The organism is Paraburkholderia aspalathi, assembly GCF_900116445.1.
Lineage (GTDB): Bacteria > Pseudomonadota > Gammaproteobacteria > Burkholderiales > Burkholderiaceae > Paraburkholderia > Paraburkholderia aspalathi.
Map to the genome: position 1 here is coordinate 1 of NZ_FPBH01000036.1, position 16018 is coordinate 16018.

At 62.0% G+C, this 16018-nt stretch carries 13 protein-coding genes; 8 read left to right on the forward strand and 5 right to left on the reverse strand.

Annotation, left to right across the window (positions count from 1 at the left end):
* The first annotated feature begins 924 nt into the window (after positions 1–924).
* A complete protein-coding gene (locus tag BM438_RS37200; RefSeq protein WP_093645045.1) occupies positions 925–1731 on the forward strand; it encodes a DUF72 domain-containing protein in 807 nt (268 codons plus the stop codon).
* Between the two features lie 113 nt (positions 1732–1844).
* On the forward strand, positions 1845–2963 hold the full coding sequence (locus BM438_RS37205) for a 3-deoxy-7-phosphoheptulonate synthase (RefSeq protein ID WP_093645047.1): 1119 nt from the start codon (positions 1845–1847) through the stop codon (positions 2961–2963).
* Positions 2964–3229: 266 nt separating this feature from the next.
* Here BM438_RS37205 and BM438_RS37210 read toward each other — a convergent pair whose 3' ends face one another.
* On the reverse strand, positions 3230–3508 hold the full coding sequence (locus BM438_RS37210; protein ID WP_006049832.1) for an HU family DNA-binding protein: 279 nt from the start codon (positions 3506–3508) through the stop codon (positions 3230–3232).
* 601 nt (positions 3509–4109) lie between these two features.
* Between BM438_RS37210 and BM438_RS37215 the strand changes: the two genes are divergently transcribed.
* Positions 4110–6077, forward strand: a complete 1968-nt coding sequence (locus BM438_RS37215) for a putative bifunctional diguanylate cyclase/phosphodiesterase (protein WP_093645049.1) — start codon at positions 4110–4112, stop codon at positions 6075–6077.
* Positions 6078–6146: 69 nt separating this feature from the next.
* Here BM438_RS37215 and BM438_RS37220 read toward each other — a convergent pair whose 3' ends face one another.
* Positions 6147–6875: a DUF899 family protein gene (locus BM438_RS37220; protein ID WP_093645051.1), complete on the reverse strand. Its 729-nt coding sequence runs from the start codon at positions 6873–6875 to the stop codon at positions 6147–6149.
* 268 nt (positions 6876–7143) lie between these two features.
* Between BM438_RS37220 and BM438_RS37225 the strand changes: the two genes are divergently transcribed.
* Both BM438_RS37225 and BM438_RS37230 read left to right on the forward strand, forming a co-directional pair.
* Positions 7144–8106: a LysR substrate-binding domain-containing protein gene (locus tag BM438_RS37225; protein ID WP_093645053.1), complete on the forward strand. Its 963-nt coding sequence runs from the start codon at positions 7144–7146 to the stop codon at positions 8104–8106.
* A gap of 113 nt (positions 8107–8219) precedes the next feature.
* Entirely contained in the window at positions 8220–9470 is a 1251-nt protein-coding gene (locus BM438_RS37230) for an MFS transporter (RefSeq protein WP_093645055.1), read from the forward strand.
* A 74-nt stretch (positions 9471–9544) separates the two neighbouring features.
* Here the strand turns inward: BM438_RS37230 and BM438_RS37235 are convergent, their stop codons facing one another.
* Positions 9545–10150 carry a peroxidase-related enzyme gene (locus BM438_RS37235; RefSeq protein WP_093645056.1) on the reverse strand — a complete coding sequence of 202 codons (606 nt, stop codon included), beginning with the start codon at positions 10148–10150 and terminating at the stop codon, positions 9545–9547.
* A 362-nt stretch (positions 10151–10512) separates the two neighbouring features.
* On the opposite strand from BM438_RS37235, the gene BM438_RS37240 reads away from it, so the two are divergent.
* The 3 genes from BM438_RS37240 (at position 10513) to BM438_RS37250 (ending at position 13379) form a co-directional block, all read left to right on the forward strand.
* Positions 10513–11532 (forward strand): VTT domain-containing protein, encoded by a 1020-nt coding sequence (locus BM438_RS37240; RefSeq protein ID WP_093645058.1) that lies wholly within the window; start codon positions 10513–10515, stop codon positions 11530–11532.
* A gap of 120 nt (positions 11533–11652) precedes the next feature.
* Positions 11653–12186, forward strand: coding sequence for a MarR family winged helix-turn-helix transcriptional regulator (locus BM438_RS37245; RefSeq protein ID WP_093645060.1), 534 nt, complete (start codon positions 11653–11655; stop codon positions 12184–12186).
* Positions 12183–13379 (forward strand): MFS transporter, encoded by a 1197-nt coding sequence (locus BM438_RS37250; protein ID WP_093645062.1) that lies wholly within the window; start codon positions 12183–12185, stop codon positions 13377–13379. Before BM438_RS37245 ends, BM438_RS37250 begins: the two co-directional genes overlap by 4 nt.
* 37 nt (positions 13380–13416) lie before the next feature.
* Here the strand turns inward: BM438_RS37250 and speB are convergent, their stop codons facing one another.
* Both speB and BM438_RS37260 read right to left on the reverse strand, forming a co-directional pair.
* Positions 13417–14379, reverse strand: a complete 963-nt coding sequence (gene speB, locus BM438_RS37255; RefSeq protein ID WP_093645064.1) for an agmatinase — start codon at positions 14377–14379, stop codon at positions 13417–13419.
* A gap of 134 nt (positions 14380–14513) precedes the next feature.
* Positions 14514–16007 (reverse strand): aldehyde dehydrogenase, encoded by a 1494-nt coding sequence (locus BM438_RS37260; protein ID WP_093645066.1) that lies wholly within the window; start codon positions 16005–16007, stop codon positions 14514–14516.
* Positions 16008–16018 lie beyond the last annotated feature (11 nt).

The following is a 16018-nucleotide window of genomic DNA, read 5'->3' on the forward strand; positions in this document are numbered from 1 at the left end:
CCTTGAATTCTTCAGGAATGTTCCGTCTGCTCATTTCTCACCTCAGTTGGAGAATTATCCCCTTTAGAGGTGTCCAGGTTCATTGAACCACTACACACTTACTTTCTTTGCCGCCGCAAAGAAAGATAAGCAAAGAAAGCGGCTAGAAGCCCCTGCTAAGCGGGCACCGTAGCCTGCAACGGGTAGTGGTGCATCTGGAATCTGTGTTCTCTCACATTCGGCGTTAGTGACAAGGGAGTCATACTTCCGGCGGCGCTGCGCGCGCCGAAGAGCCGTTCATAAAACCGATCGCTACGTTTTGGCGCTCGTGTCTCGCCATCAGACCGTGGCCTCATCATTGCCCCGCCACTGCCACTGCCACTGCCACTGCCACTGCCACTGCCACTGCCACTGCCACTGCGATTGTGATTGTGATTGGAATGGCACCGGCACCGGCGCCGTGACCGTGATTGCGGGGCAACGCCATATCATTTGAGGGCGGGTTCCCGCGTGAGTGCAGGGATGCGTCGCCGAGGCGAAGCCGACGGCCCCACAAACCAAAACCGAAGCCGGCGGTTTCCCTTGCAGACCCGTCCGCGACGCACGCAGTGCGGAGTGGGAGCTGATGACACCTTTGTCACTAACGCGGAATGTGAGAGAACACGGATTCCAGTCGCACCACTACCCCAGGCAAACCACGGTGCCCACTTAGCAGGGGCTTCTAGCCGCTTTCTTTGCTTATCTTTCTTTGCGGCGGCAAAGAAAGTAAGTGCCGCCCCGCACAGGGGCAACACTAATAGACCACTAACAAAACAAGGAAAGGCACGAAAGCCAGAACAAGACACAAAAACGAGGAACACAGACAAAAAGCGCCGCGAAGGCAAAAACCCCAAAATGCGCTACCCTACCTCTCCCGGCGAAGCCACCATTCAAGAGGCTCAAATAATGCCCTCCCCGAAACCCGGCAAAATCCGAATCGGCATAGGCGGCTGGACCTATGCCCCCTGGCGAGGAACGTTCTACCCGTCAGACCTGACACAAAACCGCGAGCTCCAATATGCGAGCCAGAATCTCACATCGATAGAAATCAACGGCACCTTCTACGGCTTGCAAAAACCGGCAAGCTACGAAAAGTGGTATCAGGAAACCCCCGAAGATTTCGTCTTCTCGCTAAAAGCCCCCCGCTACGCAACAAACCGAAAAGTCCTGGCCGACGCCAACGAAACCATCGAACGTTTCTTCGCCAGCGGCGTGCTACTGCTAAAACAGAAACTAGGCCCGATCAACTGGCAATTCGCCACCACCAAAAAGTTCGACCCCGAAGACTTCGAAGCCTTCCTGAAACTGCTGCCCGCCAGCATCGAAGGGCAAAAACTACGGCACGCCATCGAAGTCCGTAACGACACCTTCAAGACCCCCGAATTCATCGCGCTAGCCAGAAAGTACAAAGTCGCCATCGTGCTGGCAGCCGACAGCGACTACCCGCAAATCGCCGACATCACCGCGCCATTCGTCTACGCCCGCATCATGGGTACAAGCGACAAGGAAGCCAAAGGCTATTCAACCAAGGCCCTCGACGCCTGGGTCGAACGCGCCCGCCAACTCGCCGCGGGCACAACACCGGATGACCTCGAAACATCCGCCGCAGCCCCCGCAAAAACCACGGCGCGCGACGTCTACCTCTACGTCATCAGCGGCTTCAAGGAACGCAATCCGGCCGCCGCCATGGCGCTGATCGAACGCCTCGAATAACGGTCATCCGGCTCACACGCGCGAGTGTCATAATCCCGGCAGCGAATCGACGCATCGACACTCACCCATCGGGCGGTGAGACCACCCCAACATCCAAGGTCCGGGAGACTATTTTGAGCGCCATCGACAATCCTTTGCACGATCAGGAAGTCGGCTCGGCCGACGCCACCCAGGACACCACGCGCATCGACGACGTTCGCATCGGCGCGGTACGTCCGCTGATTTCCCCTGCCCTGCTGCAGGATGAATTGCCTGTGCCGCCGTCGGTGCAGACGCTCGTCGAGAAAACCCGCGCGGAAATCGCCGATGTTCTGCATGGCCGCGACGACCGGCTTGTGCTGATCGTCGGCCCGTGTTCGATTCACGACCACGACCAGGCCATCGAATACGCCCGCAAGCTCAAGGTCGCGGCGCAGACCTACAAGGACGATCTGCTGATCGTCATGCGCGTGTACTTCGAGAAGCCGCGCACAACGGTAGGCTGGAAAGGCTATATCAACGACCCGCGTCTCGATGGCAGCTTCCGCATCAACGAGGGCTTACGTCTCGCACGGCAACTGCTGCTCGACATCAACGGTCTCGGCTTGCCCACGGCCACCGAATTTCTCGACCTGCTCAGCCCGCAATACATCGCGGATCTGGTCGCGTGGGGTGCGATCGGCGCGCGCACGACGGAGAGTCAGAGTCATCGGCAGCTTGCATCGGGGCTGAGCTGCCCGATCGGCTTCAAGAACGGTACGGACGGCGGCGTACAGATCGCCGCGGACGCCATCGTCGCGGCGCACGCAAGCCATGCGTTCATGGGTATGACCAAGATGGGTATGGCCGCGATCTTCGAGACGCGTGGCAATGACGACGCGCACGTGATCTTGCGCGGCGGCAAGAAAGGTCCGAATTACGACAGCGCGTCCGTGGATGCAACCTGCGCAGTGCTCAAATCGGCAGGCCTGCGCGAGCAGGTCATGATCGACTGCTCACATGCGAACTCAGGCAAATCGCATTTGCGTCAACTGGAGGTGGTGCAGGATCTGGCGCAACAACTCTCGCAGCGCGAGCGCCGCATTCTCGGCGTCATGCTCGAAAGTCATCTGGAAGAAGGTCGTCAGGATCTGAAGACCGGTGTGCCGCTGCGTCACGGCGTATCGATTACGGACGCCTGCGTGAGCTGGGCGCAAACCGAACCGGCGCTCGAGACGCTGGCCGAAGCGACCCAGAAACGACGCGCGGGCTGAAACCCGCCGACGCGGCCTGCACGATCTCGCGCTTCCAGTAACCGTCCGATGACCATCACGATGAGCATCAATAAAGGCTGGAACGCGAGCGTGCACGACGCAAATCTGAAGCAAACAACACCACCATAAGCACCACACGCGCCGCACCAATCACCGATAGAACACCCTCACCGGTGTTGGGCAGCGCGTGTTTCCTCACGCCCGATGCATCGGGCACCGCGCACTAAAACAGCGCACGTGGATGCTCCAGCGCGAGGCGCGTTGCATTACGACGCGTTGACGGCTTCCTTGAATGCCTTGCCGGCGGTGAACTTCACCGTCTTGGCTGCGGCGATCTGGATCTCTGCACCGGTCGACGGATTGCGACCCACGCGTGCTGCGCGCGCGCCGGTCGAGAAAGAACCGAAACCGACCAGTTGCACCGTATCACCACCCACCACGGCTTTGGTCACCGCTTCGACGATAGCGTCGATGGTTTGGCCGGTGGCCGCTTTGCTTTCGCCCGTCGCTGCGGCGACTGCATCAATCAGTTCCTGTTTGTTCATAGCACTTCCCGTATGGTAATCATGGAACCGGCGCCACATCTGTTGCGCCGGGACCGACACACTAACGCATAGGCGCGCATTCGCGCAAACCTTGGATGTAAGCCTTGTATCGCCCGCCCAGCGGCAATTTGACGTTTTTTTGTCCCAAAGTGCTATAAGAATCGCGCGCTTACGCATTTCTCCCGCTTTACGGCGCTCCGCGGCGTATCACAATCCGTTGCAATTTCAGTGATTTAGCGGCGGCAAACCGGCTACCACCATGCTTTTTTACGATGTTATGGGGAATCGCAAAAATTGACGATTCAGCACCACGCTACGCCCAGTAATAAAAATCCGGGAAGAATAAAACAATGAAAATTCGCCATATTGCAACATGCGTGGCGCTCGCCGGATGGTCTTGGGGAACCGGAGCAGCCGGCGATACCGCCTGCGTGACGCGGGTCGGCGCGGCACAAATGACTCATCAGCGACTCGCTCGCAGGGTGTATTTACCGCTCATTCAACACGCCTGATTTATTTCCGCTGAGAATTCCCTCAAGGTCTCGCCGACGTTGCCGATATACAAAGCTGCGTGTGCGGCGCAAACGTTACAGGGACGGGCATGGTTCGGTTAGCCAGATTGAGGGAAGCGCTATCGGTCGCGGAAGGCGACCCGGAACTCGTGCGCTCGCAACTTCAGGCATTCGGCCGCCAGATACCGCTGCTTTATTTCATCCTCATCGTCAACACGATGGCCGTGGCCGTCACGCACCTGGGATCGGCGCCGGCGTGGTTGTCCATCTACTTCCCCGGGGCGCTCTGCGCGCTGTGCGTCATCCGTTGCGTGCGCTGGTGGCGTATCCGGCACCGGGTTCTGACGCACGACAAGGCCGTGCCGGAACTGCGCAAACTGATCTGGCTCGCGGGCATCTTCGCCGTCGCCTTCAGCAGCTGGTCACTCTTACTGTTTCCCTACGGCTCAGCCTATGAGCAGGCTCAGGTCGCGTTTTACATGGCAACGACACTGGTCGGCTGCGTGTTCTGCCTGATGCACCTGCGGGCGGCCGCCCTGCTTCTGTTATCAATCGTTATCCTGAGCTTTTCGGCGTACCTGGTCTCCACGCGCTCGCCAGTGTTCATCGCGATGGCCGTCGACATGACCCTGGTCGGGCTCGCGCTCGCCTTCATCATCGAGCTGTATTACCGGACCTTTGCCGGCGTGGTGCACGCGCAGCGCGAATTGCAGGTAAGCCAGGAAAAAACGCAAAGACTCAGCGACGACAACTTCAGACTTGCGAGCATCGACAGCCTGACCGATCTGCCCAACCGGCGCAGCTTCTTTGCCTCGCTGCGCGCGCTATCGGAACAGACGCCCGCAGCCGGTGGCGGTTTCAATGTCGGCTTGATCGATCTCGACGGTTTCAAACAGGTTAACGATATCTACGGACACGCAAGCGGCGACCTCGTGCTGCAGGAAGTCGGCGTGCGCTTGCTGGCGCTTGCAGAACCGGGCATCTTCTTCGCGCGCCTGGGCGGCGACGAATTCGGCGTGCTGGCCCAGCACAAACTGCCGAACGAGACGCTCGTCGAGTTGGGAGAGCGCATCTGCGAAACGCTCGGCCAGCCCTACCGGGTCGCCGGCAATGTCGCCGAACTGACCGGAACAATCGGCTGGGCCGCGTTTCCTGAAGCGGGCACGACAGTGCAGCAGGTTTTCGAACGCGCGGACGCCGCCTTGTACGTCGGCAAGGAAAGCCGCCGCGGCACGCCGGTAATCTTCTCGACCGAACATGAGACACGGATCCGGCGCTCGAGTCTCGTCGCGCAGGAACTCCGCCATGCGGACCTGGAGTCCGAACTGTTCCTCGAATTTCAACCGATCTACGACGTGCTCACGCAACGTACCATCGGCATGGAAGCCCTCGGGCGCTGGCACAACGCGCGGCTAGGCGCGGTCAGGCCAGAGGAATTCATTCGGATTGCCGAGCGTACCGATCTGATTCTGCGCGTCACCGAAGTGCTGCTGCGAAAAGCCCTTGATGAAGCATCGCGCTGGCCGGCCGATCTCTATCTGTCGTTCAATCTCTCCGCGATCGATATTTCGACTTCGCCGCGCGCTCGCCGCCTGGTCGATATCGTGCTGGCGAGCGGCGTGCCCGCGCATCACGTCAACTTCGAGATCACGGAAACCGCGGTCACGCGCGATTTCGAGCAGGCCCACTGCTCGCTGACGATGATCAAGCAAGCCGGCTGCCGTGTCTCGCTCGACGATTTCGGCACCGGCTATTCGAGCCTCAGCTACGTGCATCGCCTGCCCTTCGATACGATCAAGATCGACCGCAGCTTCATGACCGACGTGGATTCCAATAGCGCTTCGAAGAAGATCGTCAAGTCGGTGCTCGATCTGTGCAGAAACCTCGGACTCGAATGCATCGTGGAAGGACTCGAGACGTCGTCGCAAGCCGATGTCGTCAAGGCACTGGGCGCTCGCGCGCTGCAGGGCTATCTGTTCGGCAGGCCGATGCGGGCAAGCGCCGTTAAGGCCTATTTGCAGACCATGCTCGGGCAGAGTGACGTCGTCGAGACGTAGATGCTCTCCTGCCTGCCTCGCGCGAATCAGCACGACAGGCGTACAGCACACCTGCATGAAGCCGCACGACTAACGCGGCACAGTGTCGTACTCCAACTCCGGATACCAGTCGCTGCCGCGGCCGCCGGGGGTCATGTCGAGCACGGTCCAGATCGGCATCACATCGGGAGCGCCGCGTGGATCCTGACCCGGGTCCGCTGTCGACGGTCCCATCTCCTCGGCCCAGAAATGCCGCACCGTACCGCCTGAACGCGTGAACACGTTGAAGGCGGGATTGTCGCCGCCATCCGGCACTTCGGCGGCGTAGTCGCGGTTAAAAGTATTGCCGCCCGACGAATACAGCCGCAGGTGCCGCCAGCCGCGCTCTTTCTTGAAGGCCACCAGCTTGTCGATCGGCGAGCGGCCGATCACCGCAAAAGCCACGCGTTGCAAGATGTCGGGCATTTCGCCGTCGTACGCGCTCAGGAGCGAAGTGCACATCGAACAGGGGCGCTCGCGCTGCGGGCCGAACATCCAGTTGTAGGTGACGAGGGTGTCATGCGCGCCGAACATTTCGGATAGCGTCACCGGGCCCGCCTCCCCCTCGAAGAGATAGGCCTGCGGCACGATACCGCCGGGCGGCAGCGCACGGCGCTGCGCGGCCACGCGTTCGATGTGACGGCGCAACTCGATTTCTTCGGCCAGCAGGTCGTTGCGCGCGCTGCGATATTCGGCGCTCTCGCCCGGAAAGCGGGCGGGCGATTCGGCCAGCAGCCGGGCCGGTTTCAACGCTTGTGCAGACGGGTCTACATCATTCATCAGCCACCTCCTGTTGCGGTAACAAGGATTAAGGGCGCGATAGCGGCACGGCATGGCGCGACGCGGCCGCGAGCGCATCTTTTGCCCTTATATAGCCACGACGAACGGCATGCCGACGAATCGACAACGTCAGCGAAATATTTTGCTGGCCCGTCCGCGGCGGTAATCGAACCCTCATTGCAAGGTATCCTTTCCCAAAACAGCATGCGCGCGCCGGCGTACTTTTGCACCGTCACGATGGCCGCCGCGCCGCCTTTGAGGATGCCCTATGCCGCTTCGTCTGCCTCCTCTGCCCGCGCTTCGTTTTTTTGAAGCGGCCGGCAGGCATCAGAGTTTCAAGCTCGCCGCCGCGGAACTGAGCGTCACGCCGAGCGCGATTAGCCACGGCATCGTCGGCCTCGAACAATCGCTCGGCGTCGAACTGTTCGTGCGCGAGCCGCGCGGAGTTTCGCTGACGACGGCGGGCGCGGACTATCTGTCGTACGTATCCGAAGCGTTTTCGCTGATCGCGATCGGCACGCAGCGCCTGCCGAACCACCGCGCGAATCGCCCGATCGCGCTGAGTTGCGCGCCTACGCTTGCCTCGCGGTGGCTGTTGCCGCGCCTCGCCGCCTTTCGCGCACGCTGGCCGGCTGCGAACGTCACCGTCGATACCTCGCACCGTCAGGTCGGCTTTCCCGTCGACGGTTTCGATTTCGCCATTCGCCTAAGCCGCGCTCCGGTCGCGGGGACCGCGTGGACGCGTCTGTTCGGCGAACGCCTGGTGCCGGTGTGCAGCCCGGCGTACGTGGATAACTTGCGCGACGCGCATGGCAACGTCGATCTGCGTCACGCGACGTTCATTCACGTGAACTCGGCGAGCGAGGACTGGCAGGCATGGTTCGACGGGGTCGCCAACGATGGGACAGCTATCGACGGCATCGACCTGAACGACGGCTTGCGTGTCGACACGATCCAGCTCGCTTTCGAAGCCGCGAGCATGGGCCTCGGCGTCGCGCTCGGCAGACGGCCGCTGGTCGACCGCGATCTCGCAAGCGGCGCACTCGTCGAGGCCAGCCCACAAACGATTGACTCTTCCACGGCGTATTGGCTGGTGAGCGCGCAAAACACGGATAGCGCGGAGAATCGCCCGGAACTGTCCGACTTCAAACGGTGGCTGCTCAGCGAGGCTGAACCGTTCGCCAATCCACCCGCTGCTGCCGATTCGGAATTGCACCGCGCCGACCACTAAACCCTGCCCAACCTCTGTCTGAACAGGTGAGCCACACTCACCCGTCGTCAAAATCTTTTCTTTTGCCGCTTCTGACGCTCGCTGCGACCATGGTGTCCAAGGAGATCAGAACCATGTCCACGACAAACAGCAAACGCCTCGCCATCCCCGTGAGTCAAACGACGCTCGTGATCATCGCCGGCGCGCTGATTCTGAGCGCCGCCATGGGCATCCGGCAGACCTTCGGTCTCTTCATCGGGCCGTTCTCGTTCGACCGCGGGCTGCCCGTTACGCTGATCGCTTTCGCCATCGCGCTGCACAACCTGGTATGGGGTTTCGCGCAACCGTTCGCGGGCGCGGCAGCGGACCGTTATGGCTCGGCGCCGGTGGTCGCGTTCGGCGCGACGACGTTTGCCGCGGGCCTGGGCGTCGCGGCGGTTGCGCCATCGGGCCCGATGCTGATTATCGGGATGGGTCTGCTGGTCGGCATCGGCGTGAGTTGCACGACGTTCGGCGTGGTGTTGCCGGCAGTCGGCCGCATCGCTTCTCCGGAAAAGCGCAGCATGGCGATGGGTCTCGTCAGCGCAGGCGGCTCGGCGGGACAGGTGCTGATGATCCCGCTCGTGCAGAGTATTCGACTCAGCTCAGGCATCGCCACCTCGCTCTTCGTGCTGGCCTTCCTGATGCTGCTGATCGCGCCGCTCGGCATGGTGCTCGACCGGCGCGCGAGTGTCGGCATGCAGGTTCAGGAGCCGCCCGCTGCGCCGCTTCGCAAGGTATTCGCACAGGCGATCCGGCATCGGGGCTATCGACTCCTGACGCTCGGCTTCTTCACTTGTGGATTTCAGCTCGCGTTCATCGCCACCCATCTGCCTGAGTATCTGACGCTGTGCCATATGCCTGTCGGGTTGGGCGCCACCGCGCTCGCGCTGATCGGCCTGTTCAACATGGCGGGCAGTTGGGGATGCGGTTGGTTGGGCGGCCGATTCCGCCAGCATCATGTACTCGGCTGGCTTTACCTCATTCGAAGCGCGACGATCGGCGCGTTTTTTCTGCTGCCGAAGACCTCCGCTTCGGTCGTGATCTTCGCGGCGGTGATGGGGCTGACCTGGCTCGGGACCGTGCCGCTGACGAGCGGACTCGTAGCGAAAGTATTCGGCACTCGGCACCTCGGCAGCCTCTTCGGCGTCTGCTTTCTGAGCCACCAGATCGGCTCGTTTCTCGGCGCGTGGCTAGGCGGCCTGGTGTTCGATCTGACCGGGTCGTATTCGCTGCTGTGGGAAGCGACGGTCGTTGCAGGACTCGTCGCGGCGATGCTGCACTTCCCGATCGACGACAAGGCCGTTAGCACGCCAGCAATCCGGTCCGAGCCGGCGGCTGCGTGAAGGGTCCGGTGCGAGCGAGCCTGCGAAAGCAGGTATCCGCACGCACCGCGAGTCCGCTACTGGCATCTCCAATGTTATTTTCGCGGCGCGTCCGCCGCCGCTTTCGGCACACGGCCCATCAGATAGAACTCGTCGTTCGGGCGCATTGAAATGACGTTGGCCATCCGGTTCGATAAACCGAAAAATGCAGTGATGGCCGCGATATCCCACACGTCTTCATCCGAAAAGCCGTGCTTACGTAGCGTCTGAAAATCGGCATCGTCGACCGTGCCGGATTCGCTGCAGACCTTTAGCGCGAAGTCGAGCATCACCTTCTGACGCGCCGTGATATCCGCCTTGCGATGGTTGACGGCCACCTGATCCGCAAGCAAGGGCGCCTTTTCGTAGATGCGTAGAATCGCGCCGTGCGCGACCACGCAATACAGACACTGATTCACAGCGCTCGTCGCGACGACGATCATCTCGCGCTCGCCTTTGCTGAGGCCGCCCTCTTTCAACATCAACGCGTCGTGGTACGCAAAAAAAGCGCGGAATTCATCCGGCCGGTGCGCCAGCGTGAGGAATACGTTCGGGACAAAACCGGCTTTCTCCTGCACTTCGAGGATGCGGGCGCGGATGTCGTCCGGCCACGCGTCAGGCTCAGGCACGGGATAGCGGCTGATCGGCTGAAGGTTTGCCATGTTGTGTCTCCGTTGTATCTGTATGTGCACGACGATTGTAGCGAACTTCGACCCGCTGCCGTCCCGGTCAATCTGGCGTTTTGCTCTGTGCTGGGCGGCGGCAGGGACAGGCCGCACAGGGGCGCCGCAACACGGACAATCGCTCCATTCCCTTAAATTTTTGCGGGTACTCAGCCCGCCCCGCAGCGCCATTTCACCAACCTGTGCTTAAATCCGAAGTTCGTGCTGCTGTGCTCGTGCCACCGGCCAGCTGAACGAGCCATGCAGCCGGCCGCTACCGGCCTAAACGACGTGTTCGCAACGCACGCCGGCCAGGCGCCGACTGTTCAAGATCCCTTCACTGCATCAACAGGAGCGTGGTTGTGTGGCATTTTCCGGTTGCTATTCCACCCTCGCTGGGCGTGTGGGCCGTATTCATGAGCGTGCTCGTCACGCAACTCGGCCTGCCGATTCCCGCGGCGCCGATGCTGATCCTCGGCGGAACCATGGCCGCCATGGGACAAACCTCCTACGCCAGCGTCATTGGGGCCGCCGTCTGCGCCACGCTGCTGGCGGACTCGCTATGGTTCTTCACCGGACGAACCTACGGCCGCCGCTTGCTGAATCAACTGGTGCGCTTCTCACTCTCGCTCGACACCACCGTCCGCGTCGCACGCAATACCTATGAACGGTACGGCGCGCCGATTCTGACCGTCGCCAAATTCCTGCCGGGCCTCGGCCTGATCTCGGCGCCGCTGCTCGGCACCACGCCAATCAACGTCGGCGTGTTTCTGCTGTGGGATTTTGTCGGCGCGATGCTGTGGGCCAGCGTGTGGGTGATCGGCGGCGCCGCACTTGACGATCAGATCGTGCAGCTCGTTCTGCTCGTGCGCCATCACGGCGGGACGATTTTCGACGCGTTCGCAGCGATCTTCCTTGCCGTGCTCGTCTATCGCTACGTGCGCCGCTGGCAGTTTCGCCGCTGGCTCGCGCATATACGCATTTCGCCGGACCAGCTCGACGAAATGATGAGGTCCAATGAGCCGCCACTGATCCTCGACGCCCGGCCGCACAGCATTCGCGCAAAAGAATCGCACCGGATTGCGGGCGCGCAGTTGCTGGACCTCGATTCGCCCGAGCCCCTGCATCCCGACTTGCTGAAGCGGCCAATTGTCGTCTACTGCGTCTGTCCTAACGAGGCGACGGCCAAACGGATCGTCAATCAGCTGCATCGAAAGAATATCCACCACGTCCGCGCGCTCAAGGGCGGCCTCGACGCGTGGGAAAAACGCGGTTATCCGGTCGAGCCGTTGCCGCCCGACTTCGAGACGGCGATGGCCCACATGGCGGAAGACGAGGGCAACGAGGGCGAATACACCGTGCGGGCGAGATTGGCGAAGTGACGGCAGGTGCCTGAACCCCGCCCGCCCAAGCATAACGAGCCGGAAATAAAAACCGCTTGCGCATCCCCCTCAATGTGTGCACTATGCATATATGCACGTTGCACACATTGAGGTGTCGCTATGACGCAGCGCACAGAAAACCTGCTTGGCGTGCTCGCCCTGCTGGTCACGGACGAGATGAACGCGCAGCCCACCGTGGCCGCGCTCGCGGGCCCCACTGCTCGCGCCATGCTCAACGCGGTCGGGCAATATCCCGATTCATCCATTGAAGTATTACGCGAGGCGGTCGATCTTTCGCATCCGGCCGCGGTCCGCGCCGTAGCGGGCCTCGTGGAGGCCGGCCTCATCGAAAAGAAGTCCGGCACGGATAAACGTTCCGTCGCGCTTGCCCTGACCGCTTCCGGCAAGCGTGAAGCCAAACGCCTGCAAACGGCACGCGACCAGATGCTCCAACGCATCGTCGGGCAGCTCGACGAGCGCGAACGCGACGTGCTCGAAAACCTGCTGATCAAGATCCTGTGGAATGAAACCCGCGATCCGGCGCACGCCATGCAACTGTGCCGCCTTTGCGACGACGGCCCCTGCCTGAAAGCCGGCTGCCCGGTCGAATGCCGCGAACAGGGTCTGCCCATGCCTGCGCGGAGCGGCACATGAATACCGTCGCGCCGGTGCGCTGGCCGGCGATCGCCGCACTGACCACGGTCTCGGCGCTCTCGCAGATCGGCCAGTTCGGCATCGGCTTCATGGTGCTGCCGGTGTGGCTCGCGCAGCGTGGCCTCGACGCACCGCGCGCCGGCCTCTTCTCCGCTTCGCAATGGACCGGCATGCTGGCCGGCTTGTTGATCGCGCCGTGGTTGATGGAACGGATCGGTGCGAAGCGCACGGTATCGCTCGGTCTCGCCGCCACAGTGCTTGCGTTCGCAACGATGAATGCGCTGTGGTGGCCGTTGTGGCTCGTGCCCGGTCTGTTGACAGGGCTCGGCATTGGATTGCGCTGGATCGCCAATGAAACGTGGCTCTATCGGCTCGTGCCGGCTGAGTCGAGCGGACGTGTAGTGGGCGTGCACGAAGCGTTGATTGCCAGCGCCGGCGTCATCGGCCCGGCGTTGGCTGTGTGGTGTGCAGTCGACGGGCGCATCACATTCGCGGCCGGCGCGGCCTTCACATTTGCGGCGGCCCTTCCGCTGTGGCTGACTGCGTCGGACGACAGGCCCGCTGCTGTTAAACCAGCACGGCCTGCGCGAACAGGCAGCGCAGCGAAAAGCCTCCCTATCGGTCCGATGGTCAGCCTCGGCATGGTGGTCGTCGCGGCAGGCGGCATCGGCGATGGCGCGCTCTACGGCCTCTTCCCGCTCTTTGCCGACGCCCATGGCCTCAGCACCACACAAACGGCCACGCTACTCACGCTATTCGGTGTCGGCGGCATGGCGCTGCAATTTCCGGTCGGCTGGTTTGCGGATCGCGCGGGCCTGGCGGCCACGGTGATCGTCTGCGCCGCGCTCAGCACGCTGGCGATCTGTGGTTTCGCGCTCGCCGCGCCGGCCTCATGGCTCGCCGGCGCGAGCGCCTTGCTGCTCGGCGGCATGAACAGCGCGTATATAACACTCGGCATGGTCGCGGCGGCATGCAGCGATAAGGCATCGCTCACGCGCAACATGCGGCTGGTATCACTCACCTTCACCGCGAGTTCGATCGTGGGGCCGCTCATTGCCGGCTTCGCCATGAAAGCACGCGGCAGCGACATGCTGTTGTGGCAACTGGCGATCATGAGCGGCGCGCTCGTTGTCTACACGCTCGGCTTGCGCGAAGGCCGGCGTCAGCCCGATCGATCGTCGTCGATGGGCTAACGCCTGCACTGCACCGCTTCAGGACGATCAAACGTGCCTAGCGTTCAGCGACCTTCTTCTGCCGCCAAAGGCACAACAGATCGCAGGCGATATGCGCGGCGGCAATCGCCGTGATCTCGCTCTGGTCATAAGCGGGCGCCACCTCCACCACATCCGCGCCCACCAGGTTCAACGCACCGAGCCCACGCACGATAGCCAGCCCCTGCGCCGACGACAAACCGCCCGCCACCGGCGTACCCGTGCCCGGCGCGAACGCCGGATCGAGACAGTCGATATCAAAGGTCAGATATGCGGGCCGCTCGCCGACAATCGACGTGATCCGCTCCACCGCTGCTCGCGTGCCATGTTCGTGGACCCATGCGGCGTCGAGGATATTGATGCCCATGAAGTCGTCGTTCCACGTGCGAATGCCGACCTGCACTGAAGTCTTCGGATCGATCAGACCGTCTTTCACCGCCTTGTAGAACATCGAACCGTGATTCAGGCTGTCCGGGCTGTCGTCGGCCCAGGTATCGCAGTGGGCGTCGAAATGGATCAGTGAGAGCGGCTTGCCGTACTTCTCCGCATGCGCGATCAGCAGCGGATACGTAATGTAGTGATCGCCGCCGAGCGTCAGCATTTTCGCGTCCGAACGCAGAATCGTGCGCGCATGTTCGACGATCGATTCCTTGATCGTCATGGGATTGTGCGCGTCGAACCAGCAGTCGCCGTAGTCCGTCACGGCGAGATCGTCGAACGGATTGAAGCCCCACGGATAGGGATGCAGCTCCGACAATTGCACGCTCGCCGCGCGCACCGCCGCCGGGCCAAGACGTGCGCCTGAACGGAAGGTGGTGGCCAGATCGAGCGGCACGCCGGAGACCACGACGTCGACGCCGTCGAGTTCGCGGGTGTACTTGCGGCGCATGAACGACAACACACCCGCATAGGTGTTTTCGATCGACGAGCCATAAAGCGATGGACGACGGATCGCGCCGTCGCCATAAACGAGTTCAGTCATGGGATGACCTGATACCTAAACATGCCGGAGCCGCACGCGGGGCTTCCAGGTAATGCGCGCAACGTCCGGCCTCGGATTCATTGGGAACGCGACGGCGTTTCTTTCAAACGCCGCCGCGCTGGCTTGCGAATCCTTTAGCGCAGCCGAACGAGCGTGGACTTCAGCTCGGTGTACTTCTCCAACGCGTGCAACGACTTGTCACGGCCGTTACCCGATTGCTTGTAGCCGCCGAACGGGAAGTTCATGTCCCCGCCTTCGTCGTAGCAATTGACCCATACCGTACCGGCGCGCAGCTTGCGCGACACTTCATGTGCGGTGGTGAGGTTCGAAGTCCAGACAGCGGCGGCAAGACCATATTCGCTGTCATTAGCGATCCTGATCGCCTCTTCAACCGTGTCGAACGTAATCACCGACAACACCGGCCCGAAGATTTCCTCGCGCGCAACCTTCGCACCGGAAGCCGGAATCTCGAAGATGGTCGGCTCGATATAGAAGCCGCCGGTCTCCTGCTTGACGCGCGAACCACCCAGCAGCAGCTTCGCTTCGGCACGGCCCGCTTCGATATAACCGAGCACGCGTTCGAGTTGCACGTTATCGACGATCGCGCCCATCGAGGTTTGCGGGTCGAGCGGATTGCCCGGTGTATAGCTGCGCGCGGCGGCAATCAGCTTGTCGAGGAACACGTCCTTGATGTCTTTGTGCACGAGCAGGCGCGAACCCGCGGTGCACATTTCGCCCATGTTGTAGAAGATCGCGCCGGCCGCCGCATTCGCCGCGCGGTCGAGGTCGGGGCAATCGGGCATCACGATGTTCGGCGACTTGCCGCCGAGTTCGAGCCACACGCGCTTCAGGTTCGATTGACCGGCGTATTGCATGATCAGCTTGCCGACGTTGGTCGAGCCGGTGAAAGCGAGGCAGTCCACGTCCTGATGCAGTGCTAGCAGCTTGCCCGGTTCGCCCGCGCCCGGCACTACGTTGAACACGCCAGCGGGGATGCCCGCGTCCAGCGCGAGTTGAGCGAGGCGAATCGCGGTGAGGGGCGACTTCTCCGAAGGCTTCAAAACCACGCTGTTACCCGCGGCCAAAGCCGGGCCGAACTTCCACGATGCCATCAGGATCGGGAAATTCCACGGCACGACTGCCGCAACCACGCCGATCGGCTCACGCGTGACGAGGCCCACCAGATGATGATCGGCCGGCGCGACTTCGCCGCCGACCTTGTCGATGGCTTCAGCAAACCACTCGACGCAATAGGCCGCGCCCGGCACGTCCACCGAGGTGGTGTCGGCGATCGGCTTGCCCGCGTCCAGCGTCTCGAGCAACGAGAGTTCGTCCATATGCTCACGGATCGACGCGGCCCAGCGCAGGAGGATCGCCTTGCGCTTGCGAGGGTTGAGGCCGGACCACACACCGGAATCGAACGCGCGGCGTGCAGCTGCCACGGCGGCGTCGACATCCGCTGCACCGCTGTCGGCCACCTTGGCAAGCAGCTTGCCGTCGATCGGGCTCAGGCAGTCGAACGTGCGGCCGCCTGCGGCGTCACGGTACTCGCCGTCGATAAACGCACGGCCTTCGATCGAAAGCGTAGCGGCTTTGTCTTGCCAGAAAGCGAGAGATTTCTTGTCCATCAGGATGCCTC

Bases quoted from the DNA above. Each gene is read 5' to 3' on its own strand.
- BM438_RS37200 (WP_093645045.1), top strand. From the start codon at position 925: ATGCCCTCCCCGAAACCCGGCAAAATCCGAATCGGCATAGGCGGCTGG.
- BM438_RS37210 (WP_006049832.1), bottom strand. From the start codon at position 3,508: ATGAACAAACAGGAACTGATTGATGCAGTCGCCGCAGCGACGGGCGAA.
- BM438_RS37215 (WP_093645049.1), top strand. From the start codon at position 4,110: ATGGTTCGGTTAGCCAGATTGAGGGAAGCGCTATCGGTCGCGGAAGGC.
- BM438_RS37220 (WP_093645051.1), bottom strand. From the start codon at position 6,875: ATGAATGATGTAGACCCGTCTGCACAAGCGTTGAAACCGGCCCGGCTG.
- BM438_RS37225 (WP_093645053.1), top strand. From the start codon at position 7,144: ATGCCGCTTCGTCTGCCTCCTCTGCCCGCGCTTCGTTTTTTTGAAGCG.
- BM438_RS37230 (WP_093645055.1), top strand. From the start codon at position 8,220: ATGTCCACGACAAACAGCAAACGCCTCGCCATCCCCGTGAGTCAAACG.
- BM438_RS37235 (WP_093645056.1), bottom strand. From the start codon at position 10,150: ATGGCAAACCTTCAGCCGATCAGCCGCTATCCCGTGCCTGAGCCTGAC.
- BM438_RS37245 (WP_093645060.1), top strand. From the start codon at position 11,653: ATGACGCAGCGCACAGAAAACCTGCTTGGCGTGCTCGCCCTGCTGGTC.
- BM438_RS37250 (WP_093645062.1), top strand. From the start codon at position 12,183: ATGAATACCGTCGCGCCGGTGCGCTGGCCGGCGATCGCCGCACTGACC.
- speB (WP_093645064.1), bottom strand. From the start codon at position 14,379: ATGACTGAACTCGTTTATGGCGACGGCGCGATCCGTCGTCCATCGCTT.
- BM438_RS37260 (WP_093645066.1), bottom strand. From the start codon at position 16,007: ATGGACAAGAAATCTCTCGCTTTCTGGCAAGACAAAGCCGCTACGCTT.